The organism is Nonomuraea sp. NPDC003214, from assembly GCF_053590035.1.
In genome coordinates this window covers 111,825-136,328 of record NZ_JBSFSX010000007.1, presented here as the reverse complement: position 1 = coordinate 136,328, position 24,504 = coordinate 111,825, and the positions used below count along the sequence as shown (strand labels likewise).

Annotated in this window: 23 protein-coding genes; 10 read left to right on the top strand and 13 right to left on the bottom strand. The window is 72.9% G+C overall.

The features are described 5' to 3' along the window. The first annotated feature begins 34 nt into the window (after positions 1 to 34). Positions 35 to 931, top strand: a complete 897-nt coding sequence (locus tag ACWDXC_RS22610) for a TIGR03619 family F420-dependent LLM class oxidoreductase (protein ID WP_449985015.1) — start codon at positions 35 to 37, stop codon at positions 929 to 931. 9 nt (positions 932 to 940) lie between these two features. Here ACWDXC_RS22610 and ACWDXC_RS22605 read toward each other — a convergent pair whose 3' ends face one another. From ACWDXC_RS22605 to murQ, 3 genes are all read right to left on the bottom strand, one after another. Beyond that, a complete protein-coding gene (locus ACWDXC_RS22605) occupies positions 941 to 1,318 on the bottom strand; it encodes a VOC family protein (RefSeq protein ID WP_449985012.1) in 378 nt (125 codons plus the stop codon). 99 nt (positions 1,319 to 1,417) lie between these two features. Further along, entirely contained in the window at positions 1,418 to 2,479 is a 1,062-nt protein-coding gene (locus tag ACWDXC_RS22600) for a serine hydrolase domain-containing protein (RefSeq protein WP_449985009.1), read from the bottom strand. Positions 2,480 to 2,565: 86 nt separating this feature from the next. After that, a complete protein-coding gene (gene murQ, locus ACWDXC_RS22595) occupies positions 2,566 to 3,462 on the bottom strand; it encodes an N-acetylmuramic acid 6-phosphate etherase (RefSeq protein WP_357590540.1) in 897 nt (298 codons plus the stop codon). Between the two features lie 57 nt (positions 3,463 to 3,519). On the opposite strand from murQ, the gene ACWDXC_RS22590 reads away from it, so the two are divergent. Next, a complete protein-coding gene (locus ACWDXC_RS22590) occupies positions 3,520 to 4,632 on the top strand; it encodes an exo-beta-N-acetylmuramidase NamZ family protein (protein WP_364182067.1) in 1,113 nt (370 codons plus the stop codon). Positions 4,633 to 4,634: 2 nt separating this feature from the next. On the opposite strand, the gene ACWDXC_RS22585 is transcribed toward ACWDXC_RS22590, so the two are convergent. From ACWDXC_RS22585 to ACWDXC_RS22550, 8 genes are all read right to left on the bottom strand, one after another. Continuing rightward, the gene (locus tag ACWDXC_RS22585; RefSeq protein ID WP_449985005.1) at positions 4,635 to 5,534 is read right to left on the bottom strand and encodes a GNAT family N-acetyltransferase; all 900 of its coding nucleotides are present in this window, start codon (positions 5,532 to 5,534) and stop codon (positions 4,635 to 4,637) included. A gap of 2 nt (positions 5,535 to 5,536) precedes the next feature. Further along, positions 5,537 to 6,544: an ABC transporter ATP-binding protein gene (locus tag ACWDXC_RS22580; RefSeq protein WP_364182061.1), complete on the bottom strand. Its 1,008-nt coding sequence runs from the start codon at positions 6,542 to 6,544 to the stop codon at positions 5,537 to 5,539. After that, positions 6,541 to 7,527: an ABC transporter ATP-binding protein gene (locus ACWDXC_RS22575; RefSeq protein WP_357590544.1), complete on the bottom strand. Its 987-nt coding sequence runs from the start codon at positions 7,525 to 7,527 to the stop codon at positions 6,541 to 6,543. The genes ACWDXC_RS22580 and ACWDXC_RS22575 overlap by 4 nt, the downstream gene beginning before the upstream one ends. A gap of 2 nt (positions 7,528 to 7,529) precedes the next feature. Then, positions 7,530 to 8,435, bottom strand: coding sequence for an ABC transporter permease (locus ACWDXC_RS22570; protein ID WP_219514068.1), 906 nt, complete (start codon positions 8,433 to 8,435; stop codon positions 7,530 to 7,532). Beyond that, the gene (locus ACWDXC_RS22565) at positions 8,432 to 9,439 is read right to left on the bottom strand and encodes an ABC transporter permease (RefSeq protein ID WP_219514066.1); all 1,008 of its coding nucleotides are present in this window, start codon (positions 9,437 to 9,439) and stop codon (positions 8,432 to 8,434) included. The genes ACWDXC_RS22570 and ACWDXC_RS22565 overlap by 4 nt, the downstream gene beginning before the upstream one ends. Positions 9,440 to 9,442: 3 nt before the next feature. Then, complete coding sequence (locus ACWDXC_RS22560) at positions 9,443 to 11,275, bottom strand: ABC transporter substrate-binding protein (RefSeq protein WP_449984996.1); 1,833 nt, start codon at positions 11,273 to 11,275, stop codon at positions 9,443 to 9,445. 159 nt (positions 11,276 to 11,434) lie between these two features. Next, the gene (locus ACWDXC_RS22555) at positions 11,435 to 12,379 is read right to left on the bottom strand and encodes a zinc-binding alcohol dehydrogenase family protein (protein ID WP_449984994.1); all 945 of its coding nucleotides are present in this window, start codon (positions 12,377 to 12,379) and stop codon (positions 11,435 to 11,437) included. A 13-nt stretch (positions 12,380 to 12,392) separates the two neighbouring features. Further along, positions 12,393 to 13,628 carry a M20 metallopeptidase family protein gene (locus tag ACWDXC_RS22550; protein WP_449984991.1) on the bottom strand — a complete coding sequence of 412 codons (1,236 nt, stop codon included), beginning with the start codon at positions 13,626 to 13,628 and terminating at the stop codon, positions 12,393 to 12,395. Positions 13,629 to 13,728: 100 nt separating this feature from the next. Between ACWDXC_RS22550 and ACWDXC_RS22545 the strand changes: the two genes are divergently transcribed. Beyond that, positions 13,729 to 14,484, top strand: coding sequence for an HAD-IIA family hydrolase (locus ACWDXC_RS22545; RefSeq protein ID WP_246646480.1), 756 nt, complete (start codon positions 13,729 to 13,731; stop codon positions 14,482 to 14,484). Between the two features lie 7 nt (positions 14,485 to 14,491). Here ACWDXC_RS22545 and ACWDXC_RS22540 read toward each other — a convergent pair whose 3' ends face one another. Beyond that, the gene (locus ACWDXC_RS22540) at positions 14,492 to 14,941 is read right to left on the bottom strand and encodes an NUDIX hydrolase (RefSeq protein WP_357590550.1); all 450 of its coding nucleotides are present in this window, start codon (positions 14,939 to 14,941) and stop codon (positions 14,492 to 14,494) included. An 80-nt stretch (positions 14,942 to 15,021) separates the two neighbouring features. Between ACWDXC_RS22540 and ACWDXC_RS22535 the strand changes: the two genes are divergently transcribed. From ACWDXC_RS22535 to ACWDXC_RS22525, 3 genes are all read left to right on the top strand, one after another. Continuing rightward, positions 15,022 to 15,945, top strand: coding sequence for an acyl-ACP desaturase (locus tag ACWDXC_RS22535; protein ID WP_449984988.1), 924 nt, complete (start codon positions 15,022 to 15,024; stop codon positions 15,943 to 15,945). A gap of 24 nt (positions 15,946 to 15,969) precedes the next feature. Continuing rightward, entirely contained in the window at positions 15,970 to 17,949 is a 1,980-nt protein-coding gene (locus tag ACWDXC_RS22530; RefSeq protein WP_449984985.1) for an ABC1 kinase family protein, read from the top strand. 115 nt (positions 17,950 to 18,064) lie between these two features. Beyond that, on the top strand, positions 18,065 to 18,616 hold the full coding sequence (locus tag ACWDXC_RS22525; protein WP_219514038.1) for an NADPH-dependent FMN reductase: 552 nt from the start codon (positions 18,065 to 18,067) through the stop codon (positions 18,614 to 18,616). Positions 18,617 to 18,635: 19 nt separating this feature from the next. Here the strand turns inward: ACWDXC_RS22525 and arfB are convergent, their stop codons facing one another. Then, positions 18,636 to 19,043 carry an alternative ribosome rescue aminoacyl-tRNA hydrolase ArfB gene (gene arfB / locus ACWDXC_RS22520; RefSeq protein ID WP_219514028.1) on the bottom strand — a complete coding sequence of 136 codons (408 nt, stop codon included), beginning with the start codon at positions 19,041 to 19,043 and terminating at the stop codon, positions 18,636 to 18,638. A 169-nt stretch (positions 19,044 to 19,212) separates the two neighbouring features. Here arfB and ACWDXC_RS22515 point away from each other — a divergent pair, with 169 nt between their 5' ends. Genes ACWDXC_RS22515 through ACWDXC_RS22500 form a run of 4 tightly spaced genes read left to right on the top strand, consistent with a single transcriptional unit; the run spans position 19,213 to position 24,438 of the window. Next, complete coding sequence (locus ACWDXC_RS22515) at positions 19,213 to 20,031, top strand: hypothetical protein (RefSeq protein WP_449984983.1); 819 nt, start codon at positions 19,213 to 19,215, stop codon at positions 20,029 to 20,031. Further along, positions 20,028 to 20,606 (top strand): HAD family hydrolase, encoded by a 579-nt coding sequence (locus tag ACWDXC_RS22510; RefSeq protein ID WP_219514018.1) that lies wholly within the window; start codon positions 20,028 to 20,030, stop codon positions 20,604 to 20,606. Before ACWDXC_RS22515 ends, ACWDXC_RS22510 begins: the two co-directional genes overlap by 4 nt. 42 nt (positions 20,607 to 20,648) lie before the next feature. After that, positions 20,649 to 22,430 carry an HSP90 family protein gene (locus ACWDXC_RS22505; RefSeq protein ID WP_449984979.1) on the top strand — a complete coding sequence of 594 codons (1,782 nt, stop codon included), beginning with the start codon at positions 20,649 to 20,651 and terminating at the stop codon, positions 22,428 to 22,430. Continuing rightward, positions 22,423 to 24,438 carry a hypothetical protein gene (locus ACWDXC_RS22500; protein WP_449984976.1) on the top strand — a complete coding sequence of 672 codons (2,016 nt, stop codon included), beginning with the start codon at positions 22,423 to 22,425 and terminating at the stop codon, positions 24,436 to 24,438. Before ACWDXC_RS22505 ends, ACWDXC_RS22500 begins: the two co-directional genes overlap by 8 nt. Positions 24,439 to 24,504 lie beyond the last annotated feature (66 nt).

Below are 24,504 nucleotides of genomic sequence, written 5' to 3'. Positions count from 1 at the left end.
TCTGATTCCTGTCCGCCCGTCTCGGAGGTCGTCCATGAGAACCGGTTTCGCCGTGCCGCAGTCCGGAGCTTGGGCCACGCCCGCGAACATGCGCCGCGTCGCCGTCAGGGCCGAGGAGCTCGGCTACCACGAGCTGTGGACGTTCCAGCGGGTGCTCTACCCGGTCGGGCACCCGATGGGCGCCACCTACCGCAGCGTCCACGACCCGCTCGTGGCCCTCGCCTACCTGGCCGGGATCACCCGGACCGTCCGGCTCGGCGTCGCCGTCGTCAACGCCTTCCTGCAGCCCGTGGCGCTGGCCAAGCAGCTCGCCACCCTCCAGGCCGTCTCGGGCGGGCGGCTCACCGCGGGGCTCGGGCTCGGCTGGGTGCCGGAGGAGTTCGAGTCCGCGGGCGTCGGCTTCGAGGGCCGCGGGCGGCGCGGGGAGGAGTTCGTCGAGGTGCTGCGCAAGGCGTGGACCGACGACGTGGTGGCGCACCAGGGCGAGTTCTACCGCGTCCCGCCCTCGCACGTCGACCCCAAGCCGTCGCCCGTCCCGCCGCTGCTGCTCGGCGGCACCGCCGATGTGGCGCTGCGGCGGGCCGGGCGGCTCGCCGACGGCTGGGTCAGCTCCAGCCGCGAGAACCTGTCGGAGATCGGGTCGCGCGTGGCCGTCGTCAAGGAGGCCGCCGAGCGGGCCGGCCGCGACCCGGCCGCGCTGCGCTTCGTCTGCCGGGGCGTCACCCGGGTCCGCGCCGGGGCCGGGCCCGGCCGGCGGCTCCTCACCGGCACCTTCGAGCAGATCCGCGCCGACGTCGCCGCCCTGGAGGCCGAGGGCGTCACGGACGTCTTCCACGACCTCAACTTCGACACCGCCCACGTCGAGCTGGACGCCGGCGAGGCGATGCGGCGCGCCGAGGAGGCCCTGGAGGCGCTCGCCCCGCACCGGTAGGCGCGGGGGTCAGCCTCCGTAGGGGACGGTGATGATCTCCAGGTTGTGGCCGTTCGGGTCGAGCCAGTAGAGGCCGCGGCCGCCGTCGTTGGTGTTGATGCGGCCCGCGTGCCGGTGGTACGGGTCGGCCCAGTAGGTGAGGCCGCGGTCCTTGATCCGGGCCCAGATCTCGTCGAACTCCGCCTCGCTCACGAGGAAGGCGTAGTGCTGCGGATGCACGTCGCCGTCCGCCTGGATGACGTCGAGGGAGACGCCGTTGGCGAGCTCGACGACGCGGAACGGGCCGAACTCGCCGGCGGGCTCCAGTCCGAGGACGTCCACCAGGAAGCGGGCGGTGGCGTCGCGGTCGCGGGCCTCCACGATGGTGTGGTTGAGCTGTACGGGCATGGGCGCCCCTCCTTTCACCGTCCGTCCCAGGCTACGTCCGGCCCGTGACGGGCGGGCCGGGCAGCGGGGCCGGACAGCGGGGCCGGGCGGCGGGCCGGGTCAGCCGGCGAGGCGGAGGGCTTCGGCGGCCACGGCGTGGCGCAGGGCGCGCAGGCCGTCCCGGCCGCGCACCGGGTGGACGGCGTTGGTGAGCAGCACCACCGTCAGCCCGTGCGGCGGCGAGACGACCAGCGAGGTGCCGGTGAACCCCGAGTGGCCGAACGCGCCCGCCAGCGGCCCGACGATGCCCGGGTCGCCGATGCGCACGCCCAGGCCGTGCCGGAACGGCGCCCCTTCCGCGCCCTGGTCGCGCAGCATCTCGGCCACGCTCTCCCGCCGCAGCAGCGGCCGCCCGCCGGGGGCGGCGCCGCCGAGGCGGAGCGACTCGCCGAGCGCCAGGACGTCGTCGGCCGTGCCGAAGACGCCGGCGTGGCCCGCGACGCCGCCGAGCGCGTAGGAGGTCTCGTCGTGCACCTCGCCGCGCACGCAGCCGGGACCCGGGCGTTCCGGCTTCCACTCGGTGGCGGCGACGCGGTGGAGCTCGGCGGGCCGGTAGCCGGTGTCGGTCAGGCCCAGGACGCCGGTGACGCGGGCGGCGACCAGCGCGTCGAGCGGGGCGCCGCCGGCCACCTCGGCGACCCGGCCCGCCATGATCATGCCCACGTCCGTGTACAGGTACGGGCCGCCCACCGGCGCGGTGACGGGTGTGTCGATCATGGCCGCCATGCGGGCGCCGGGGCTGGCGTCGGGCAGCTCCAGGTCGATGCGGCGGATCGGCTGCAGGCCCGCCGTGTGGGTCAGCAGCCGGCGCAGGGTGATCCGCGCGTCGCGGCCCGGCAGCCAGGTCGCCACCGGTTCGTCGAGGTCCAGCAGGCCGTCCTCGGCCAGCGACAGGATGGCCGCCGTGGTGAACAGCTTGCTGATCGACGCCAGGTCGAAGATCGAGTCACGGCGGGCCGGCGGCCTGTCGCCGGCGAGCGTGAAGTCCGCGTCGCTGTAGCGGACGAGCTCCCCGGCGGCGGCGGACGCCACGACCGCGCCGTCCACGGCGATGAGCGCGACCGCGGCCGGGCACACGCCCGGCACCCCCTCCGCGAGGATCGCCTCCAGCCGGTCGGACATCTCCTCATACCTCCCCGTATGCGATGGCCCGTATGTGATGACCCGTACGTGACGGCCCGTATGTGACGGCCCGTGTGGTGCTTCGGTCAGCTCAGCGCGTCGCTGAGGCGTTCGCCGTGCGACTCCAGCAGCGCGCGGGCGCCGTCGGCGTCCAGCCCGTGCTTGAGCATGACGACGGCGATCTTCGCGTGCCCGCCCGCCGCGTCCAGCGCCTTGCCCGCCGCGTCGTGGTCGGCGCCGGTGATGTCGCTCACCATGCGCACCGCCCGGCCGGCGAGCTTGCTGTTCATGGCCGACATCTCGATCATCTTGTTCCCGTACGTGCGTCCGAGGCGCACCATCGAGATGGTCGAGATCATGTTGAGCACCAGCTTCTGCGCGGTGCCCGCCTTGAGCCGGGTCGAGCCGGTCACCACCTCGGGGCCGACGACGACCTCGATGGCGTGCTCGGCGGCGGCCGACAGCGGCGCGCCGTCGTTGCACGACAGGGCGGCGGTGAGCGCGCCCCGGCGGGCGGCCTCGGCCAGCGCGCCGAGCACGAACGGGGCACGCCCGCTGGCCGACACGCCCACCACGGAGTCGAGCTCGCCCACTTCCAGCTCGGCGAGCGCGGCGGCGCCCGCCGCGGTGTCGTCCTCGGCGCCCTCGATGGAGCGGGTCAGGGCGTCGGGGCCTCCGGCGATGATCCCCACCACGAGCTCGGGGTCGGTGCCGAAGGTCGGCGGGCACTCGGAGGCGTCGAGCACGGCGAGCCTGCCGGACGTGCCCGCGCCCACGTACAGGAGCCTGCCGCCCTTGGCCATCCGCGCGGAGATCGCGTCGATGGCGTCGGAGATGGCCGGGATGGCCACCGCGACGGCGGCGGGCACGGCCGCGTCGGCCTGGTTCATCAGCCTGGCGAGCTGCGCCGTCGGCAGCCGGTCGATCTGGCTGTAACGGGGGTCGCTCTGCTCGGTGGACAGCTCGGGTAGCGGATCAATCATGACGCTAATTTCCACCCTTTACTTCTCTCTTGTAAATATCTTTCAGACAATGGGTTCATGTCATACGTACGCACCGGAGCTGAACGGCTGGCCGCGGATCCTTCGCTGGCGGCCGGAGCACGCCTCGGCCTGATCACCAACCCCACCGGGGTTCTGCCCGACCTGACCCCCACCGCCGACGCCCTGCTGGCCGCCGGCACGCCGCTGACGGCGCTGTTCGGCCCCGAGCACGGCATCAGGGGCACCGCCCAGGCGGACGGGAGCGAGCAGGACCCCGTCGACCTGCGGACCGGCCTGCCGCTGTTCGACACGCACAAGGCGTCCGGCGAGGCGCTGGACGAGATCGTCGCCCGCTCCGGCGTGGACACGCTCGTGTTCGACATCGCCGACGTCGGAGCCCGCTTCTACACCTACGTCTGGACGATGTACGACCTGATGGCCTCGGCCAGCCGGCTGGGCCTGCGGTTCGTCGTCCTCGACCGGCCGAACCCGCTCGGCGGCACCGTCACCGAGGGCCCGCTGCTCGACCCGGCCTTCGCCAGCTTCGTCGGCCGCTTCCCGCTGCCGGTGCGGCACGGCAGGACCGCCGGGGAGCTGGCCACGCTGTTCGGCTTTGACCTGGACCTGCGGGTCGTCACGATGGAGGGCTGGCGGCGGGAGATGTCCCACGCCGACACGGGCCTGCCCTGGGTGATGCCGTCGGTCAACATGCCCACCCCCGACACCGCCCTCGTCTACCCCGGCACCGGGCTGTTCGAGGGCACCGGGTTCTCCGAGGGGCGCGGCACCACCCGGCCCTTCGAGCTGGTCGGCGCGCCGTACGTGGACGAGCGCTTCCAGCCCGCGCTGGCGGCGCTGGACCTGCCCGGCGTGCGGTTCAGGGACACCTGGTTCACGCCGACCTTCCACAAGCACGCGGGCACCGCCGTGCGCGGCGTCCAGCTCCACGTGCACGACCGGGAGGCGTTCCGGCCGGTGCTCACGGGGCTGTCGATGCTGCACGTGGCCCGCACGCTCTACCCGGACGACCTGGTCTGGTGGGGGCCCGAGCTGTTCATGGACCACCTGTGGGGCTCCGACTCGCTGACCAGGTGCCTTGAGGAGGGACGGGACCCGCGTGAGCTCTGCCCCGACCCCGCACCCCCCGGCGGGCCACTGCTCTACGGGTGACCTCACGCCAGTTCGCGCCCGTACAGCCAGAAGACCCTCTCGGCCCGGGCGCCGACGGCACGCGAGTAGAACCGCAGCGGACCGACCCAGCCGATCTGGGCGGTCCGCTGACCGGCGGCGCGCTGGTCGGCCAGGCAGCGGCGCAGCAGCACCCCGCCCACGCCCAGGCCGCGCGCCTCCGGCGCGGTGCCCATGGGGCCGAACCACGCCGGGCGGGCGCCCCAGGCGGCGAACCCGAGCACGCGGCCGTCACGCTCGGCGTGGTGCACGCCGGCGGCGTTGGCCACCTCCCAGGCCCAGTTCTCGTTCCAGTGCTCGCGGGCGAAGGCCACGACCCGCTCGCGGCCGGCGCCCGTGGCGTGCACGCTCACGCCCTGCCCGGCCAGGCGGCGCACGTCGTCGCCGGTGGACAGGTCGGCCGACAGGTCGGCGGTCATGTTCCAGGCGACGCGGGACTGCTCGTAGCCGAGGCTCTCGGCCAGGCAGGCGGCGGCGGTGTAGCGCACGTCGATGCCGGGCCAGGCGTAGCAGGGCGGGTTGCCGGCGAAGACGGCGCGCCGGGCGCCCTGCCCGCGCAGCCAGTCCTCCGCCGCGCGTGCCAGCGCCCGGCCGCGCCCCTCGCCCTGGCGGTCCGGGTGCACGGCCAGCAGGTCGATGTGGCCGACGCCCGGGTCCCTGCCCGACACGGAGGCCAGCGCGACGCCGCCGTCGGTCAGCAGCGCGGTCCAGCGGCGGCCCGCGGGCGGGGCCGCCAGCCGGCGGACCAGGGCGGGCGCCTCCCCGGCGTCGAGCGTCAGGGCCGCGCGCGCCACCTCCCCGGCCGCGGCGAGCTCCGCGTCGCCGGGGTCCGCCACCACGCGCACGTCCGGCAGCGGCCGGGACGTGTCAGGGGAGGAGGGCACGGTCACACCTCGCTCAGCGGGCGGGCGATGACGCTGCGGCGCTCGGGGTAGAAGCAGGCGTGCTCCTGCGGGAAGCCCTCGCTGACCTGCAGCAGCGGGCGCTCGCCGCAGCGCTCGCCGCGGAACGGGCACCGGCTCGCGAACAGGCAGCCGGTGTCGTCGCCGGTCGCGTCCAGCGACGACAGCGGGACGACCGGCTGCTCGCCCGGCCGCTCCAGGCCGTGCAGCACCGGGATCGCCGACAGCAGCGACTGCGTGTACGGGTGGACGGGATCGGCGATCACGGTGTCCACGGCGCCGCGCTCGACGACCTGGCCCCGGTAGATCACGTACAGCTCGCCGTCGTCGCCGATGTACCGCGCGGTGGCCACGTCGTGGGTGATGAACAGGACGCTCACCCCGAGCCGCTCGCGCAGGTCCTTCAGCAGCGCCAGGATGCCCAGCCGGAGCGAGACGTCGATCATGGAGACGGCCTCGTCGGCGACGAGCATCTCCGGGTCGACCGTCAGCGCGCGGGCGATGACGACCCGCTGGCGCATGCCGCCCGACAGCTGGTGCGGGTAGCGGGCCAGCACGCTGCCCGGGTCGAGGCCGACCAGCGACAGCACCTCGGCGGCCCGCTCCTCGATCCACCCCTTCGACCGGCCGGTCTGCTTGGCGCGCAGGCTCAGCGGCGCGAACAGCGTCTGGTGGACGGTGCGGGTGGGGTTCAGCGCCGAGTACGGGTCCTGGTGGATCATCTGGATCTTGCGGAAGTGCGGCTGGCGCTGCTTGGGCTTCAGGCCGGACATCGCCGTGCCGTCGATGACCACCTCGCCCTCGTCGTAGGACTCCAGCCCGGCGATGATCCGGCCCAGCGTGGTCTTGCCGCAGCCGGACTCGCCGATGAACGAGGCGGCGCCTCCCTTGGGGATGGCGAAGTCGACGCCGCGCAGCGCCCGCACCTCCCGCCCGGCGAGCACGTTGCCGCGCTGCTTGAAGGTCTTGACGATGCCGGTCCCGGTAATCACGCGTGCTCCTTCACGGTCACCGCATGGCAGGCGACGATCCTCGGGCCGTGCGCGACGGCCTCGGGGTCGACGGTGTCACAGACGTCCATCCGCAGCGCGCACCGCTCCCGGAACACGCAGCCCTGCTTGGGCACGGTGGCCAGCGTCGGCGGGCGGCCGGGCAGCGCCCGCGCCTCGTCGATGTCGCCGACCAGCCGGGGGATGGCGTTGATCAGGCCCTTGGTGTAGGGGTGGCTCGGCCTGCCCAGCACCTCGCGGGTGGGGCCCTGCTCGACCAGCCGCCCGCCGTACATGACGGCGAGCCGGTCGGCGACCTCGGCCACCACGCCGATGTCGTGCGTGATCACCAGCGTGGTCAGGCCGCGCTCGGCGTGCACCTCACGGACGATCTTGAGGATGTTGGCCTGCGTGATCATGTCGAGCGCGGTCGTCGGCTCGTCCAGCACCACCAGGTGGGCGTTGAGCACCAGCGCCAGCATGATGCCGACGCGCTGGCGCATGCCGCCCGACAGCTCGTGCTGGTGCGAGTCGAGCACCCGGGCGCCGTCCAGGCCCATCCGGCCCAGCAGCTCCTTGGCGTCGCGCACCAGGCCGCGCAGGTCCTCCACGCCGTGCGAGCGGCCCAGGTCGAGCAACTGCTTGCCGACCGTCTTGAGCGGGTTGAGGGAGTTCTGCGCCGCCTGGAAGACGTAGCCGATGTGGCGGCCCCTGGCCTTGCGCAGCTCCTCGCCCTTGAGGGCGGCCACGTCGCCGAGCCCGTCGATCTCCACCGAGCCGGCGGAGATCCGGCCGGGCGGCTGCACCGCGTTCAGCAGGGACAGGGCCAGCGTCGACTTGCCCGACCCGGACTCGCCGACGATGCCGGTGATCGAGCCGGGCTCCAGGGTCAGGCTGACGTCCCGCACGGCGGGCAGCTCGCCCGCCGGCGTCTTGTAGACGACCGTGAGGCCGCCGATGCGCACTCCCGGCGCTTGTTCCGCCACTGCTACTCCTCACGCAGCCGGGGGTTGAAGATCTCGTCCATGGCGTCGACCACGAGCACGATGCCGAGAGTGAGCAGCAGGATCGCCAGCAGCGGCGCCAGCAGGTAGCCGAGCGCGTTCGGCTGGATCATGGCGCCCGCCTGGAACACGGCCAGGTTGAGCATCACGCCCCAGTTGTCCGACTCGTACGGCAGGACGCCGAGGAAGAACAGGCCCACCTGGGCGTAGACGGCTCCGGTCACCGAGATGAGCATGTTCATCGCGATGTACGGGGCCATGCTGGGCAGCAGCTCCTTGCTCACGATGTGCGTCGTGGACAGGCCCAGTCCGCGCGCCGCCTCGATGAAGCCGCGCTCGCGCAGCGACAGCGTCTGCGCGCGCACCGCCCGGGCCACGCCGCCCCAGCCGAGCAGGCCGAGCACCAGGCCCATCTGCATCGGGCTGCCGAACTTCCACACGGTCGCCAGCACCAGCAGCAGCGGCAGGCCGGGGATGGTGAGCTTCATGTCGGTGATCCGCATGAGCACGGTGTCCCAGCGGCCCCGCTTGAAGCCGGAGAACAGCCCGATCGCGGTGCCGGCGACGACCGTGATGACCGCGGTCACCGCCGCGCACAGCAGCACGTACCGCGAGCCGGTGATGACCAGCGCGAGCACGTCGCGGCCCTGCGGGTCGGTGCCGAACCAGTGCTCCCAGCTCGGCGGCTTGGTGATCTGGTTGATGTCGCCCGGCAGGTGGTCGGGGTAGAACATCGGCCCGAACACGCCCATGAAGGCGAAGCCGACGACGATGACCACCCCGGCCATCCGGCTCGGCTTGCGCTTCATGACCCGCCACACGCCACGCCAGAAGTTGCGGCGCATGGTCCCGGCGGCCGACGCCGACTCCGGGATGAGCGTCGCGCTCATGCCGCCTCCTCTCCGCCGCGCACCCGCGGGTCGATGACCGTGTAGAACAGGTCGGCCACGATGTTGGCGACGATGACCGCGACCGTGATCAGCAGGAACGCGCCGCCCATCGTGGCGTAGTCGCGCTCGTTGACGCTGTCGATGAGCAGCAGCCCGAGCCCCGGATAGTTGAAGATCTTCTCGATGAAGACCGCGCCGCCCATGAGCAGGCCGAGCGAGAGCGCCAGGATCGTGAACAGCGGCAGGATCGCGTTGCGCGCGATGTAGCGGAAGACGATCGAGCGCTTCATCCCGCGCAGCTCGCTGGCCAGGATGAAGTCGTCGCCGAGCACGGTGACCACGCTGGACTTCATCGCCAGGATCCAGCCGCCGTAGGCCGACAGCGCGTAGGTGACGACCGGCAGCACCGCGTGCTCGACGAGCGAGCCGATGTAGCCGGCGTTGAAGCCCGGCTCGAACAGGATGTCCACGGGCCCGTCGGCGGGGAACAGCGGGATCAGCGTGGAGAAGATGACCACGAGCAGCATGGCGAGCACGTACTGCGGGATGCCGTGCAGCAGCGAGCCGGAGATGGCCAGCGCGTCACCGAGCTTGCCGGTGCGCTTGATGGCCGCGTAGACGCCGAGGATGATGCCGACGAGGAAGCTCAGCAGCGTCCCGGCCAGCACCGGTAGAACGGTCCACTTGGCCTTCTCGCCGAGGACGTCCAGCACCGGGGTGCCCGGCCTGGTGACGGACTCGCCGAGGTCGAGGCGGAGCAGCCCGCTCATGTAGTCGACGTACTGCTGCCACATCGTGCCGTCGGGCTGGAACCCGTACAGCACCTTGACCGCCTGCGCCGCCGCCTCCGGCGACATGCCCTGCTCGACGAGCTTCTCGAAGCGGGCCGCCAGGGGGTCGCCGGGGATGTTGTTGATGATGAAGAAGCTGATCGTGGCGACGACGAGGATCATGACGAACCCGCGGGCCAGGTGGCCCGCGAGTCGGCGTGCGATGACCGTCATGGATTACTTCTTCGACTTGATCATGCCAGCCTGGATCCACACACCGGAGGCGAGCACACCGGTGCCCAGGCGGAGGATCTCGTCATCGTGCGGCCAGCCGGTGAAGCGGCTGTTGTTGACGAACTGGGTGTTGACGTAGTCCCAGAGCTGGATGACGGGCAGGTCCTGGTTGGCGGCCTTGGCCAGCTTGGCCATGATCGGCTTGGCCTCCTCGGCGGTGGCCGAGTTGAGCTCGCCGGTCAGCTCACCGGGGTTGATCTTCTCGCCGTCGACCTCGATCTCCTCGGGGCCGCCCATCCAGTTGCCGTTCTTGCCGGGCGCGGAGTGCGACACCTTGCCCTGGACGTTCGTCCAGCCGTTGGAGGTGCCGTAGAGGCGCTGGAAGATGTCGTACGGCGCGGGGCCGAGCGCCATCAGCCAGAAGCCCGCGTCGTACTTGCCGGCGGCCAGCTCCTCCAGGTAGAGCGGGTAGTCGGTGGTCGTGACGACCTCGGCGTCGACGCCGCCCTTGATGAGCTGGCTCTTGATGTTCTCCTGCGCCGACAGCCAGTCGGAGAAGCCGGACGGCGCGTGCATGGAGACCTTCCACGGCGTGCCGTCGGCCAGCGCCCACTTGCCGTCCTTCTTCTGCAGGCCGGCCTTCTTGAACTCCTCCTCGGCCTTGGCCACGTCGGGAGCGTAGGGCTCGAGCTGCGGGACGGTCTCGGGGATCCAGGCCTGGGCGGCCTTCTGGTGGATGCCGCTGGTCGTGGTGGCCGCGGTGCCGCCCTCGGGCGAGGCGACCTTCGTGACCTCCTCGCGGTTGATCAGGTGGGCCAGGCCGCGGCGCACGTGCACGTTGTCGTACGGCTTCTTGCTCTGGTTGAACGCCAGGCCGACGGCGACCGGCGAGTAGCCCTTGATGACCTCGCTGCCCGGCGCCGCCTTGATGCGGTTCATCACGTCGGTGGGGGCGGCGACGAAGCCGGAGTGGTCGAGCTTGCCGGCGGTCAGGTAGTTCCAGATCTGCTCGTTGCCGGTGTAGTTGAGGAACTTCACCTGGTCGGGCGCGACGTTGGCGGCGTTGAAGAAGTTCTTGTTCTTGACCAGCAGCGCCTCGCCGGGGTTGACCCGCTCCAGCACGAACGGGCCGGCCGAGACGTCCTTCTGCGGCGCGAACGCGAGCACCTTCTCGCCCAGGCCGGTGATCTCCTCGCGGGCCTTCTCGGCGTCGGCGCCCTCGCCGCGGGCGGTCTTGATCTTGTCCCAGAAGTCGGCGGGCAGGACGCTGCTCCACACGTGCGCGGGCACGACCGTGGTGTCGAGCACGCCGCGCGCGAACTTCGGACTGGGGTTGTCCATGTTCTGGGTGATCTTCACCGTCTTGTCGTCGACCACGGTGACCTCACCGGCCGCGCCCGCCGCGCCGGGCGTCACGGCGAAGGCCGTGCTGCCGACGGTGTAGGCGATGCCGATGGAAAGCTGCACGTCCTGCGCGGTGACCGGCTTGCCGTCGGACCACTTGGCGTTGGGCTGGAGCTTCAGCGTGATGGAGGAGTTGTCCGGGGCGATCTCCCAGCTCGCGGCCAGGCCCGGCAGTGCCACGTTCGGGTCCGTCAGGTGGTTCTTGACCCAGCCGAGCTTCATCGAGTTGAAGGCGGAGAACGAGTTGCCCTTGGGGGCGTACGGGTTGGGCGGGGCCGACGGCTCCAGGCCGGGCCGGTTCACGTCGATCGTGGTGAACAGGCCGCCACCGCCGCCGGACGAACCTGACGTGTTGGTGGTGCCTTCGCCGCCGCTGCACGCTGTGGCGGTGGCAAGACCCAGCAACGCCACTACCGCTGCTAGTCGCTTCATCTGCCGCTCCGGGGGTGTCGAACCTGTTGAGGATCTGTAGGGGTTGTCCGGACCCTACGATCGCGCCGGGGGCGCGTCAATAATCTCCAGATGTTGTGAGGCTAATGTAACTTTCCTTCATCACCCGCTCGGATGGCGCTCGTCTCCACCCGGGGGCCATCAGCCTATGCGGAGTACGGCAGCACCGCTGACCTGCCCGGTTGCCAGATCGGCGAGCGCCCGGTCGGCCTCCTCGAAGGCGTACGGGACGGTTTTCACGACCGGCGGGCGCTCGGCCGCCAGCGCCAGATACGCCCGCCCGTCCGCGCGGGTGTTGGCCGTGACGCTGCGCAGCGTGCGCTCCTGGAACAGGTGCCGCTCGTAGTCCAGCGGCGGAACGTCCGTCAGGTGGATGCCGGCGACGGCCAGCGTGCCGCCCCGGTCCAGCGCCTCCAGCGCGACCGGCACCAGGTCGCCGCTGGGCGCGAACAGGATGGCCGAGTCCAGCGGCTCGGGCGGCCGGTCGCCGGCCGAGGCCGCGCCCAGCTCCAGCGCCAGCGCGCGGGCCGCCGGCGAGCGGGTCACCACGTGCACCGCCGCCCCGCGCGCGATCGCGGCCTGGGCGGTCAGATGCGCCGACGCGCCGAACCCGTACACGCCCAGCCTGCCGCCCTCGGGCAGGTCGCAGCGCAGCAGCGCCCGGTAGCCGACGATGCCGGCGCACAGCAGCGGCGCCAGCGTCTCGGCGGGCGCGTCCTCCGGCAGCGGGTACACGTACGCGGCCGGAGCGGTCAGGTACTCGGCGAACCCGCCGTCGGCGTCCCACCCCGTGTAGGCGGACTCCGGGCACAGGTTCTCCAGGCCGCGCGCGCACTGGCGGCAGCGCCCGCACGTCGAGCGCAGCCACGCCACCCCGACCCGCCCGCCGTCGCCGCCTCCCGGCCGCACCACCCGGCCGACCGCCTGGTGGCCCGGCGTCGTCAGCGGCCGCCTCGGCCGCAGGTCGCCCTCGGCCAGGTGCAGGTCGGTGCGGCACACCCCGCACGCCTCCACGCGCACCAGCACCTCGCCCGGCCCGGCCACCGGAACCGGCCGCTCGACCAGCGCGAGCGGCCGGGACCTCATCGGCCCGGGCCGGTCAACCGCCCAGGCCCGCATCGGCCGCGACGGCCGGGTCCGCGGCGGCCAGGGCCAGCCGCTCGTGGGCCAGCGACGCGTACAGCGCCGCCCCGTCGGGCAGCACCGCGTCGTCGAACAGCGCCTCCGGCGAGTGGTTGTAGGCCGCCGTCGCCGGGTCCAGCCCCGGCGGGCACGCCCCCAGGAACACGAACGCCCCCGGCACCGCCTCCAGCACGTACGAGAAGTCCTCCGACCCCATCACCGGCTGCGGCGGGACGAAGAAGCGGCCGGGCCCAAACAGCCCGTCGGCCGTGCGCCCGGCGAACCCGGCCTCCACCGGGTCGTTCACCGTCACCGGGTAGCCCATGCCGAAGGAGGTCTCCACGCCCAGCGCGTGCGCCGCCGCCACGCCCTCGACGACCTCCACCAGCCGCCGCTTCACCAGCGTCCGGTTGCCCGGGCTGAACGTGCGCACCGTCGCCTGGAAGACCGCCTCGTCCGGGATCACGTTGTCGGCCGAGCCGCCGTGGAAGCTGCCCACCGTCACCACCACCGGGTCGAACACGTCGAACGTGCGCGTCACCATCGACTGGATCGCCGCCACCATCTCGCAGCCCGCCTGGATCGGGTCCAGCGCCCGGTGCGGGCTGGAGCCGTGCCCGCCGCGCCCCTTGACCGTCACCTGGAACACGTCCGCCGCCGCCATGATCGGCCCCGGCCGCGACGCGAACAGCCCCAGCGGCAGCATCGAGGAGACGACATGCATCCCGTACGCCGCCACCGGCCGCTCGCCCGCCGCGTCGAGCACGCCCTCCTCGATCATGTGCTTGGCGCCCTCGTGCCCCTCCTCGCCCGGCTGGAACATGAAGATCACGTCCCCGGCGAGCTCCTCCCGGCGGGCGCTCAGCAGGTGCGCCGCCCCGGCGAGCATCGCGGTGTGCAGGTCGTGGCCGCACGCGTGCATCTGGCCGGCGATCTGCGAGCGGTAGGGCAGGTCGTTGCGCTCGGCGACCGGCAGCGCGTCCATGTCGCCGCGCAGCAGGACGGCCGGGCCCGGCCGCCCGCCCCGCAGCACCGCCGTGACCGAGCTGAGCCGGGTGCCGAGGGTGATCTCCAGCGGCAGCCCGTCGAGCGCCGCCAGCACCTTCTCCTGGGTGCGCGGCAGCATGAGCCCCAGCTCCGGCGTGGTGTGCAGCGAGTGACGGAGGCGGACGAGCTCGTCCCGCATGTCCTGCGCGGATTCAGTGAACGACATGAAGAACATTGTTCACGTACCGGGGGGAAAGTCGATGAGCCGCGCTCGGTACGATGGCCGCGTGACCGAGCGTAAGCGGATCGACTTCTGGCTGTCCGACATGGACGGCGTCCTGGTCCACGAGGGGCGGCCGGTGCCCGGCGCCGACGACTTCATCAAGCGGCTCGGCGAGTCGGGCAAACGCTTCCGGGTGCTGACCAACAACTCCATCTACACCCAGCGCGACCTTTCGGTCCGGCTGGCCGGGGCCGGGCTCGACGTGCCCGCCGACTCGATCTACACCTCGGCGCTGGCCACCGCCCAGTTCCTGGACGACCAGCGGCCCGGCGGCTCCGCGTACGTGATCGGCGAGGCCGGGCTGACCACCGCGCTGCACGCCGCCGGCTACGTGCTCACCGACCTCGACCCCGACTACGTGGTGCTCGGCGAGACCCGCACCTACAGCTTCACCCAGATCACCCGGGCCGTCCGCCTCATCGAGGCCGGCGCGCGCTTCATCGCCACCAACCCCGACCCGATCGGCCCCTCCACCGAGGGCTCGCTGCCCGCGTGCGGCGCCGTCGCCGCCATGATCACCCGCGCCACCGGCGTCGAGCCGTACTTCGTCGGCAAGCCCAACCCGCGCATGATGCGCAGCGCGCTCAACGAGATCGGCGGCCACAGCGAGACCACCGCCATGATCGGCGACCGGATGGACACCGACATCGTCTGCGGCATGGAGGCGGGCCTGTTCACCATCCTCGTCCTCACCGGCGTCACCCAGCGCCACGAGGTCGACCGCTTCCCCTACCGGCCGTCGCTGATCGTCGACTCCGTGGCCGACCTGGTCGACCTGATCGAGCCCGCCGGGAGCTGAGCGGGCGTCAGCGGGGGCCGGCGATGAGCCGGGGCAGCGCCGTGATGTGCGCCGACAGATAGTCGGCCACCGCCTCGGGGATGAGGTGGCGGGAGGTGATCTCCGCCTCCCGCAGCGGCACCCGCTCCACCTCGTACACCCCGCGCGCCGGGTCCTCGAACTCCGGCCCGTGCCGCAGCGCCGGGTCCATCGACAGCAGGCGGCACCCGTACACGTGCTGGGTCTTGACCCCGCCCTGCCACGGATAGCTGACCGTCGTCAGCGGCGTGACGGAGGAGACGGTGGCGCCGAGCTCCTCCAGCAGCTCGCGGTGGAGGGTGTGCTCCAGGGTCGCGTCTCCGGGCTCCACGTGGCCGCCCGGCACCGACCAGTAGACCTCCCGGCCCGGCACCGTACGCCGGAAGATCACCAGGCGCTCGTCGTCGTCGAGCAGGACACCTCGCACGCTCGGCCGCATACGCCCCACCTTATTTGACCTGTATGTCCTTCCGGTAATCTAACCTACGGTGCCGTAACCTTGAGGGAGAGGATCCTTGCATGGCGATGACCCAGACGCAGCTGCTGCACGAGCTGGAGCCGGTGGTGGCCGGCGAGCTCGACCGCCACGAGAAAGTGGCCAAGGAGTGGTTCCCGCACGAGTACATCCCGTGGAGCGAGGGGCGCGACTTCGACGGCCCCTACGGCGGCCAGCCCTGGCAGGAGGGCGACTCCAAACTGCCCGAACCCGCCCGCGTTTCGCTCATCGTCAACCTCCTCACCGAGGACAACCTGCCCAGCTACCACCACGAGATCGCCAGCACGTTCGGGCGTGACGGCGCGTGGGGCACCTGGGTGCACCGCTGGACCGCCGAGGAGGACCGCCACGGCACCGCGATCCGCGACTACCTGACCGTCACCCGCGCGGTCGACCCCGTCGCGCTGGAGCGGGCCCGCATGGCGCACATGCAGAGCGGCTTCGTCACCGAGTACGGCACGATGCTGCAGCAGCTCGCCTACGTCTCCTTCCAGGAGCTGGCCACCCGCATCGCGCACCGCAACACCGGCAGGGCCTCCGGCGAGGAGGGCTGCGAGCGGCTGCTGGCCCGCATCGCCGCCGACGAGAACCTGCACATGCTCTTCTACCGCAACCTGCTCAAGGCCGCCTTCGAGCTGGACCCGGACCAGACCATGCGGGCCGTCACCGACGTCGTCACCACCTTCCAGATGCCCGGCTCCAACATCGCCGGCTTCACCCGGATGGCCATGACGATCGCCCACGAGGGCATCTACGACCTGCGCCTGCACCTCGACGACGTGCTCATGCCGGTGCTGCGCCAGTGGAGCGTGTTCGACAAGGGCGGGCTCGGCCCCGAGGGCGAGCAGGCCCGCGAGGAGCTGGCCGCGTTCCTGGCCAAGGCCGAGACCACGGCCGCCCGGTTCGTCGCCCGCCGCGAGGAGCGCAAGGCCCGCGCCCGGGGCTGACCCGGCATGGGAGGATCTGTCCCTATGGATCTCCCCCTGAGCCTGTTCTTCTCGTTCTTCGCGCTGCTGATGATCATCGCGCTGGCGGTGGTGGCGCAGCGGCTGCTGGACGTCAGGTTCGGCGCGATCCGCACCTTCCTGGCCGGCCTGGCGGCCTTCACGCTCGCCCAGCCGCTGCTGTCGCCGATCCTCTCGTCGTTCGGCGAGCGGCCGCCCGGCGGCGGCCCGACGGCGGCCGAGGACCCGGGGATCGGCGCCCTGTGGGTGCTGTTCCTCGTCGTGATGTGCGTCGTGCTCATCCCGATGGTCATCCTGGTGCTGGCCGAGGCGCTGATCCCGCCCGGGTCCATCCCCGGGCCGCTGGAGTTCTTCCGGTCGCTGCGCGGCCGGATCTCCCGGGGCCGCCGCTACTCGCAGATCACCAGGATCGCCGTGCGCCACGGCCTCGGCCCCTACCTGCGCGGCCGGGGCGACCGCCTCGACGACCGCACCGGCAAGGTCCGGCTGGCGCGCTCGCTGCGCGCCGCCCTGGAGGACGGCGGCGTCACGTTCGTCAAGCTCGGGCAGGTGCTGTCCACCCGGCGCGACCTGCTGCCGGCCGAGTTCACCGACGAGCTCGGCCGCCTTCAGGACCAGGTCGCGCCCGCCCCCTGGGAGCAGATCGAGCCGGTGCTGGCCGCCGAGCTCGGCGGGCCGGTCGACACCGTGTTCGCCGCCTTCGACCGCACCCCGCTCGCCGCCGCCTCCATCGGCCAGGCCCACACCGCCCGCCTGCACAGCGGCGAGAGCGTCGTGGTCAAGGTGCAGCGGCCCGGCATCGGCCGGACCGTGGCCCGCGACCTCGACATCGTCCGGCGGCTGGCCGCCACCCTGGAGTCACGCACCCGCTGGGGCCGCTCGCTCGGCATGCGCGACCTGGCCGAGGGGTTCGCCGCCGCCATCCGCGAGGAGCTCGACTTCCGCGTCGAGGCGGCCAACATGGCGGCCGTCGCCGCCTCCAACGGCGGCGGCGTCACCTACCCGGCCCCCGTCGCCGCCATGTGCACCGAACGCGTCCTGGTCATGCAGCGCCTCCACGGCAGGCCGGTCACCACCGCCACCCCCGAACAGGCCCCCGCCCTCGCCCGCGACCTGCTCGACTGCCTGCTCCGCCAGATCCTCGTCGAGGGCGTCTTCCACGCCGACCCGCACCCCGGCAACCTCATGCTGCTCGACGACGGCACGCTCGGCCTGCTCGACTTCGGCAGCGTCGGCCGCCTCGACGGCTCCATCCGCTCGGCGCTGCAGCGCTTCCTGCTCGCCCTCAACCGCCAGGACCCGCTCGGCGTCACCGACGCCCTGCTGGAGGTCGTCCCGCGTCCCGAGGACATCGACGAGGCCGCCCTGGAGCGGGCGCTCGGCCAGTTCATGGCCAAGCACCTGGCGCCCGGCCTCGACAGCGCCCAGATGTTCACCGACCTGTTCAAGATCGTCTCCGCGTACGGGCTGTCCATCCCGCCCGAGGTCGCCGCCGTCTTCCGCGCGCTGGCCACCCTGGAGGGCACGCTCGTACGGCTCTCGCCCGGCTTCAACCTCATCGGCGAGGCCCGCGCGTTCGCCGGCCGCTACCTGGCCGAGAAGCTCGACGGCGGCACGCTCAAGGAAGCCGCCACCCAGGAGATCGCCGCCCTGCTGCCCATGCTGCGCCGCCTGCCGCGCCGCGTCGAGCGCATCGCCAGCGCCGCCGAGCACGGCCGCCTCGGGCTCAACGTGCGCCTGCTCGCCGACGAGCGCGACCGCCGCTTCGTCACCGGGCTGCTGCACCAGGTGCTGCTCACCGTGCTCGGCGCCACCGCCGGGCTGATGGCGGTGCTGCTGATCGGCACCGAGGGCGGGCCCGTCGTCAGCGCCCAGCTCGACCTGGGACTGTTCGAGCTGATCGGCTACAACCTGCTGGTGATCTGCGCCATCCTCGTGCTCCGCGTGCTCGTGCTGATCTTCCGGCGGCCGCGCGACACCCTCTGATCCCGGAAGCGACAACCCGGGCATCCTCTTGACCTGGGGATGGTCTTGGACAACCACGGCATCGGGCAGGTTTCCGACTACCGGCCCTACACCAAGACCGCCTGGGGAGTAGTGGGTGAAAGTCATCGGGATCGCCGCCAGCCTCCACGCGGGTTCGTACATCAACAGGCTGCTGGAAGCGGTGCGCGGCGAGCTGCCGCCCGGCGCCCGCTTCGAGGCCTGGCCGGGGCTGGGGGAGACGCCCCCCTGCACCGGCGGGCCCGCCCCGCGCGCCGTGCGCGAGCTGCTCGCGCTCGTCGAGGAGGCCGACGCGGTCGTCATCACCGCGCCCGAGCACAGCCTGCTGCCCGCCGAGCTGGAGTACGCGCTGGCCTGGCTGTCGGAGAGCGGGGCGCTCGCGGGCAAGCACGTGGCCGTCATGTGCGCCAGCGCCCGCGCGTGCGGCGCGATGTGGGCCCAGGCCGAGCTTTACAAGGAGCTGATGGCCGCCGGGGCCGTGGTCATGGGCGCCGAGCTGGTCATCTCGCCGGTCTGCCCGCACTTCGACGACGACGGGCGGCTGTGGGCCCGCGACCTGCGCGCCCAGGTGCGCGAGGTGGTGGCCCAGCTCTGCCCGGCCGTCCAGCTCACCGTGCGGCTCAGGGAGCCGGTCCTCACGCCGGGCTAGCCGTATCGACCCTGGCTCGTCAGATGTCGCGGCGCAGGCGCTTGACGTCGGAGCGGTGCTTCTTGGCCGCGATGCGGCGCTCGACCGAACCCCGGCTGGGCTTCGTCGGGCGGCGGCGCTTGGGCGGCGGCGCGATGGCCTCCCGGATGCGCTGGGCGAGCCGCTGCTCGGCGGCCTCACGGTTGCGCAGCTGGGAACGGTGCTCGGAGGCGGCGATCGTGATCGTCGGCGCGCCGAGGCGGTCCAGCGCGCGGGCGCGCAGCGGCTCGGAGAACGCGGTGGACGCGGCCACGTCGAAGGTCAGCTCCACCCGGCTGTCGGTGGTGTTGACGCCCTGGCCGCCCGGGCCCGAGGAACGCGAGAAGCGCCAGACGAGCTCGGCGTCGGGGATGACGACCGCGTCGTTGACGACCAGTGGGCCCGGCATGAGCGCTTCCTCCTTCCTCGTTCCGTCTTGTTTCGTCTCGCTACGGAACACCACCGTATCCGCCCGCCCCCCGCGGGCGGCAAGCGCATTTCCCGTCACCGGTTGACTGGCCCGGCGCGGACGGCGTATGCCAGAGTCGCGCGAGAGCAACGGGGCGAGGGGAGCGGCTGTGGCGGGCATCGTCGGTGTGCACGGCATCGGCAAGTACAACTACTACGTCGACGCGGGGCATTCCGCGGCGGGCGCGGCCGAGGCGATGCGCGCCAAATGGGACCGCTACCTGCACGCCGCGTGCGGTGGCGGGCCGGAGCGCCGCTACTTCAGCGAGGTCGCCTACTTCTCCCACCTGCTGCACGAGGGGCCGCCCGGCAGCCCGCGCGAGGCCGCGGCGGTGGCCGAGGCCCGGGAGCGGGTCCTCGCCGGGTGGGCCCGCAACCTGGGGCTCGGCGAGCACCTGACCGGCGCGCTGAAGTCGTTCACCGGCTGGCTGCTCGACAAGCTCGACGGCCGCTCGGCCGCGTTCGCCGAGCTGTTCGCGCCCGAGGTGGCCACCTACCTGACCGACGCCGCCAAGCGGCGCGAGACCCAGCGCGTCGTGGCCCAGACGATCCGGAAGAACCGGCCGGACGTGGTGATCGCCCACTCGCTCGGCAGCGTCGTCGCCTACGAGACCTTCTGGGCCAACCCCGACCTGCGGACCGATCTGCTCATCACGCTCGGCAGCCCGCTCGGCATGCGCCACGTCGTCTTCGAGCGGCTGCTGCCCGCGCCCATCAACGGCCGGGGCAGCCGCCCCGAGGGCGTGGCCCGCTGGGTGAACATCGCCGACAAGGACGACATCGCCGCCATCCCGCCCGACCTCGCCGGCAGCTTCACCGGCATCGACGTCGAGGAGCTGGTCAACCTCGACTGGATCGACTTCCACACGGCCGAGAAATACCTGGGCTGCCCGGCGATCCATCCGCATCTGCGACCATTTCTCGTATGAAGTGGATCATCTTTGACTACGGCAACGTCCTGTCCCTGGCCCAGCCCGAGGCCGAGGTCGACGCGATGGCGGCCGCCGCCGGAGCCGATCCGGCGGCCTTCCGCCTCGGCTACTGGAAGCACCGCCTCGACTTCGACCGGGGCGTGCTGACCGCCCCCGCCTACTGGTCGGCGGTGCTCGGCCGCGACGTGCCCGGCGAGGAGTCGGCGCGGCTCGTCGCGATGGACGTGGCGAGCTGGTCCCACCCCGACGCCGGCGCGGTCGCGCTGCTCGGCGAGCTGCTGGCCGCCGGGCGCGGCGTGGCGCTGCTGTCGAACGCGCCCGCCGAGACCGCCGACGGCATCGACCGGCTGCCCTGGATCGCCGCCATCCCGCACCGCTTCTACAGCGCCAGGATGGGCCTGGTCAAACCCGGCCGGGAAATCTACGACGAGGTCGCCCGCGCGCTCGGCGCCGACCCGGCCGAGGCCGTCTTCGTCGACGACCGGCCCGACAACGTGGCGGGCGCCGAGGCGGCCGGCATGACCGGAGTCCTCTACACCGGCGCGGCCGGCCTGCGGGAGCTGCTGGCCTAAACCCGGGGCGGAATGTCGGTTATGTGATCTATGGTGTGCCGCGTGGACAACGCCTTCCAAGTGGACCTGCGCGGCGTGGTCGATCTCCTCAGCCGCCACCTGTACTCGAGCCCCCGCGTCTACGTGCGCGAACTCCTGCAGAACGCGGCCGACGCGATCACCGCCCGGCGCGCCGCCGACCCCGACGCGCCCGCCACCGTCACCATCGAGGCGACCGGCGGGCTCATCAGCGTCCGCGACACCGGCATCGGCCTGACCGAGGACGAGGTCCACGCGCTGCTGGCCACCATCGGCCGCTCCTCCAAACGCGATGAGCTCGGCTTCGCCCGGCACGAGTTCCTCGGCCAGTTCGGCATCGGCCTGCTGTCCGGCTTCCTCGTCGCCGACGAGATCTCCGTCGAGACCCGGTCGGCCAAGGGCGGCCCCACCGTGCTGTGGGCCGGCCGCTCCGACGGCCGCTACCGCGTCGAGCTCGCCCCCGCCGACCGCGCCGAACCCGGCACCACCGTCACCCTGCGCACCCGCCACGACGCCGCCGAATGGGCCGCCCCCCGCACCGTCGCCGAACTCGCCGAACTCTACGGCTCGCTGCTGCCCGTCGACGTCACCGTCAACGGCCGCCGCACCACCCTCGGCACCCCGCCCTGGCGGGCCGCCCACCCCTCGCCCGACGCCCGCCGCCGCGCCCTGCAGGCGCACTGCGAGGAACTGTTCGGCTTCGTCCCGCTCGACGTCGTCGACCTCGACGTGCCCGAAGCCGGGCTCACCGGCGTCGCCTACATCCTGCCCGCCCCCGCCAACCCTGCCGTGCGCGGCACCCACCGCGTCTACCTCAAGCGCATGCTGCTCACCGAGACGGCCGACGGGCTGCTGCCCGACTGGGCGTTCTTCGCCCGCTGCGTCGTCGACGCCGCCGAACTGCGCCCCACCGCCAGCCGCGAAGCCCTCTACGAGGACGACCTGCTCGACCACACCCGCGAGGAGCTCGGCCGCCGCCTGCGCGCCTGGCTGGTGCGCCTGGCCGAGACCGACCCCGCCGGGCTGCGCGCCTTCCTCGACCTGCACCACCTCGGCGTCAAGGCGCTCGCCCTGCACGACGACGACATGCTGCGCCTGGTCGACCAGTGGCTGGAGTACGAGACCAGCTCCGGGCCGATGACCCTCGCCCAGTTCCGCCTGCGCCACCCCGGCGGGCGCTACACCACCAGCGTCGACGAGTTCCGCCAGCTCGCCGCCGTCTCCGGCGCCCAGGGCGTCGGCCTCGTCAACGGCGGCTACGTCTACGACAGCGAGATCCTCGCCCGCCTGCGCCGCATCGATCCCGGCGCCGCCCTCGACCGCCTCGAACCCGCCGAGCTCGCCACCCACCTCGGCCCCGCCGACCCCGACGCCGAACTGCGCGCCCGCCCCTTCCTCACCGCCGCCGCCCGCGCCCTCGGCCCGCTCGGCTGCGAGGTCGTGCTGCGCGACTTCGACCCCGCCTCGCTGCCCGCCCTCTACCTCACCAGCCGCGCCGCCCAGCACCACGCCGACCTGCGCGAGGCCCGCGACACCGGCGACGCGCTGTGGGCCGACGTCCTCGGCGCCCTCGAACGCAGCGTCGCCGCCGACCGGCCCAGGCTCGTGCTCAACCACCGCAACCCCCTCGTCCGCCGCGTCACCGGCCTGCCCGACCTCACCCTCGCCGCCACGGCCGTCGAAGCGCTGTACGGCATGGCGCTCCTGCACGGGCACCACCCGCTGCGCCCCGCCGACACCGCCACGCTCAACCGCTCGTTCCTCGGCCTGCTCGACTGGGCCGTCCAGGGAGGCACCCATGACTGAGGACGTCCAGGCGCTGCTCAGCGAGGCCGGCGCGATGCCGTACGGAGAAGCCAGGACCGTCCTCGCCGAACGCGCGCTGCGCGAGGCCGAGGCGCGGCGCGAGCACGCCCTCATCGTGCGCGCCCGGCTCGACCTCACCCAGGCCTACCAGTACGGCGGCGAGCCCGTGAAGGCGTTCACCGTCTTCTCCCGCAACCTCGCCGACCACGACGCCGAACCCGGCCGCTGGGGCCACTGGGAGACCCGCGAACTGCTCTGGCACTTCAAATGGATCATCGCCGACATGCGGCGCTTCCCCGAGATCCCGCTGCGCCGCGCCCTCGACGCCATCGACGACATGGAACGCCGCTACCGCCAGGCCGGCGACCTGCTGCACGCCGTGCACGCCAAGCGCTGCTTCATCGCCCTGCACCTCGGCGACGACGACGCCACCCGCGAATGGTTCCACCGCTGGCGCACCACGCCCCGCGACAGCCTGTCCGACTGCGAGGCGTGCGACACCGACTCCACCGCCGCCGCCCTCGTCCACCTCGGCCGCGACGAGGACGCCATCGCCGCCGCCCAGCCCATCCTTCAGGGCGAGACCACCTGCGAGGTGCAGCCCCAGGGCATCCTCACCACGCTGATGCTGCCCTACGTGCGCACCGGCCGCCACCGCGAGGCCGTCCAGGCGCACCGGCGCGCCTACAGGCTCGTCCAGGGCAACATCGCCTACCTGGACGACTTCGGCGACCACATGGAGTTCTGCGCGCTCACCGGCAACGAGGCGCGCGGGCTGGAGATCCTGCAACGCGAACTCCCGCTGCTGGAGCGGCCGCCGTCCCCCTCCGACGCGCGGCGCTTCATGGGCTGCGCCGCGCTGCTGCTGCGCCGCCTGGAGGAGACCGGCCACGGCCACCTCACCGTCCACCGCGCCGGCCGCGACGTCCCCGTCCCCGAACTGCGCGCCACGATGGAGGCCGGGGCCCGCGAGATCGCCGCCCGCTTCGACGCCCGCAACGGCAACGACACCTCCACCCGGCGCCTGGAGGCCCTGCTCGCCGCCACCCCGCTGGTCGGCCACCTCCCCCTCGTCCCCCACCACCGCCCCGCCACCACGGGCTCCCCGCACACCCACTGGCGCCGCGGCGCCGCCCTCCTCCCCACCCCCACCGCCTTCTCCACCTCCACCCCACCCCCAGCGGAAACCGCACCCCTGGAGGAGGCACCCACTCCGGCGGGTGAGCCGTCCCCGGAGAGCGGCGCGGGTGGCCCCTCTTCGGGGGAGGGGGCCGGCGGTGTGGTCTCCGTACCGGATGCCGCCCCTGAGGGCAGCTCGGCTTCGGGGGTGGAGGCGGCCGTGGGGGAGCTGGCGGAGGCGGTCGCGGGGTTCGCGGGGCTGGGGGACCGGGGGCGGGCGGCGCTGGCCAGGGTGGACCTGGCGCGGGCGTACCTGCTCACGGGCCGGGCGCTGGACGCGGCGGAGACGGCCGAGGAGGCCGTGGCGGCGCTCCCGGACGGCGAGCAGCGGGACGCGGCCCGCAGGACGCTGGCCGCGGCGCTGCGCGAGCTGGGGGAGGCCGAGCGGGAGCTGGAGACGCTGAAGCTGCTGCACGACCCGGCGTCGCTGACGGAGCTGGCCGACCGCCTGGCCGAGCGGGACGACGACCGGGAGGCGGCCCGCGCCTACGCCGAGGCGGCGGCGCTGCACCGGGCGGCGGGCGATCCGCTGGCGGCGGGCCGGTCGCTGGCGAGGGCCGCGAGGTGCGTCTACTACTCGACCAGCGACCTCGCGACCTCGCTGCGCGCGTACGCGGAGGCCCGGGAGGCGCTGTCGGCCGCCGATCCGGCGGAGGCGGCCCGCGACCTGGCCGAGCTGGCGTACGACGAGGCGACGGTCCTGGACTGGTACGAGGAGGCGGCCCGAGCCGCGGAGCTGTGCGAGGAGGCCGTCCGGCGTTTCGCCGAGCTGGAGGACGAGGACGGCGTGGAGCGGGCCCGCGACCTGCTCGCATCGCTGTCCGACTGACCGGCGCTGTTCACCTGCCCGTGACGCCGCTGTCACGGCGGGGTCAGCGTTGCCGGACATACCTGG

What these genes read in the sequence shown, in the direction of transcription:
- ACWDXC_RS22510 (WP_219514018.1), top strand. Translation starts at nt 20,028, where the DNA reads ATGAAGTGGATCATCTTTGACTACGGCAACGTCCTGTCCCTGGCCCAG.
- ACWDXC_RS22610 (WP_449985015.1), top strand. Translation starts at nt 35, where the DNA reads ATGAGAACCGGTTTCGCCGTGCCGCAGTCCGGAGCTTGGGCCACGCCC.
- ACWDXC_RS22545 (WP_246646480.1), top strand. Translation starts at nt 13,729, where the DNA reads ATGGACGGCGTCCTGGTCCACGAGGGGCGGCCGGTGCCCGGCGCCGAC.
- ACWDXC_RS22540 (WP_357590550.1), bottom strand. Translation starts at nt 14,941, where the DNA reads ATGCGGCCGAGCGTGCGAGGTGTCCTGCTCGACGACGACGAGCGCCTG.
- murQ (WP_357590540.1), bottom strand. Translation starts at nt 3,462, where the DNA reads ATGATTGATCCGCTACCCGAGCTGTCCACCGAGCAGAGCGACCCCCGT.
- arfB (WP_219514028.1), bottom strand. Translation starts at nt 19,043, where the DNA reads ATGCCGGGCCCACTGGTCGTCAACGACGCGGTCGTCATCCCCGACGCC.
- ACWDXC_RS22565 (WP_219514066.1), bottom strand. Translation starts at nt 9,439, where the DNA reads ATGACGGTCATCGCACGCCGACTCGCGGGCCACCTGGCCCGCGGGTTC.
- ACWDXC_RS22530 (WP_449984985.1), top strand. Translation starts at nt 15,970, where the DNA reads ATGGATCTCCCCCTGAGCCTGTTCTTCTCGTTCTTCGCGCTGCTGATG.
- ACWDXC_RS22550 (WP_449984991.1), bottom strand. Translation starts at nt 13,628, where the DNA reads ATGTCGTTCACTGAATCCGCGCAGGACATGCGGGACGAGCTCGTCCGC.
- ACWDXC_RS22605 (WP_449985012.1), bottom strand. Translation starts at nt 1,318, where the DNA reads ATGCCCGTACAGCTCAACCACACCATCGTGGAGGCCCGCGACCGCGAC.
- ACWDXC_RS22600 (WP_449985009.1), bottom strand. Translation starts at nt 2,479, where the DNA reads ATGTCCGACCGGCTGGAGGCGATCCTCGCGGAGGGGGTGCCGGGCGTG.
- ACWDXC_RS22535 (WP_449984988.1), top strand. Translation starts at nt 15,022, where the DNA reads ATGGCGATGACCCAGACGCAGCTGCTGCACGAGCTGGAGCCGGTGGTG.
- ACWDXC_RS22555 (WP_449984994.1), bottom strand. Translation starts at nt 12,379, where the DNA reads ATGAGGTCCCGGCCGCTCGCGCTGGTCGAGCGGCCGGTTCCGGTGGCC.
- ACWDXC_RS22590 (WP_364182067.1), top strand. Translation starts at nt 3,520, where the DNA reads ATGTCATACGTACGCACCGGAGCTGAACGGCTGGCCGCGGATCCTTCG.
- ACWDXC_RS22560 (WP_449984996.1), bottom strand. Translation starts at nt 11,275, where the DNA reads ATGAAGCGACTAGCAGCGGTAGTGGCGTTGCTGGGTCTTGCCACCGCC.
- ACWDXC_RS22500 (WP_449984976.1), top strand. Translation starts at nt 22,423, where the DNA reads ATGACTGAGGACGTCCAGGCGCTGCTCAGCGAGGCCGGCGCGATGCCG.
- ACWDXC_RS22570 (WP_219514068.1), bottom strand. Translation starts at nt 8,435, where the DNA reads ATGAGCGCGACGCTCATCCCGGAGTCGGCGTCGGCCGCCGGGACCATG.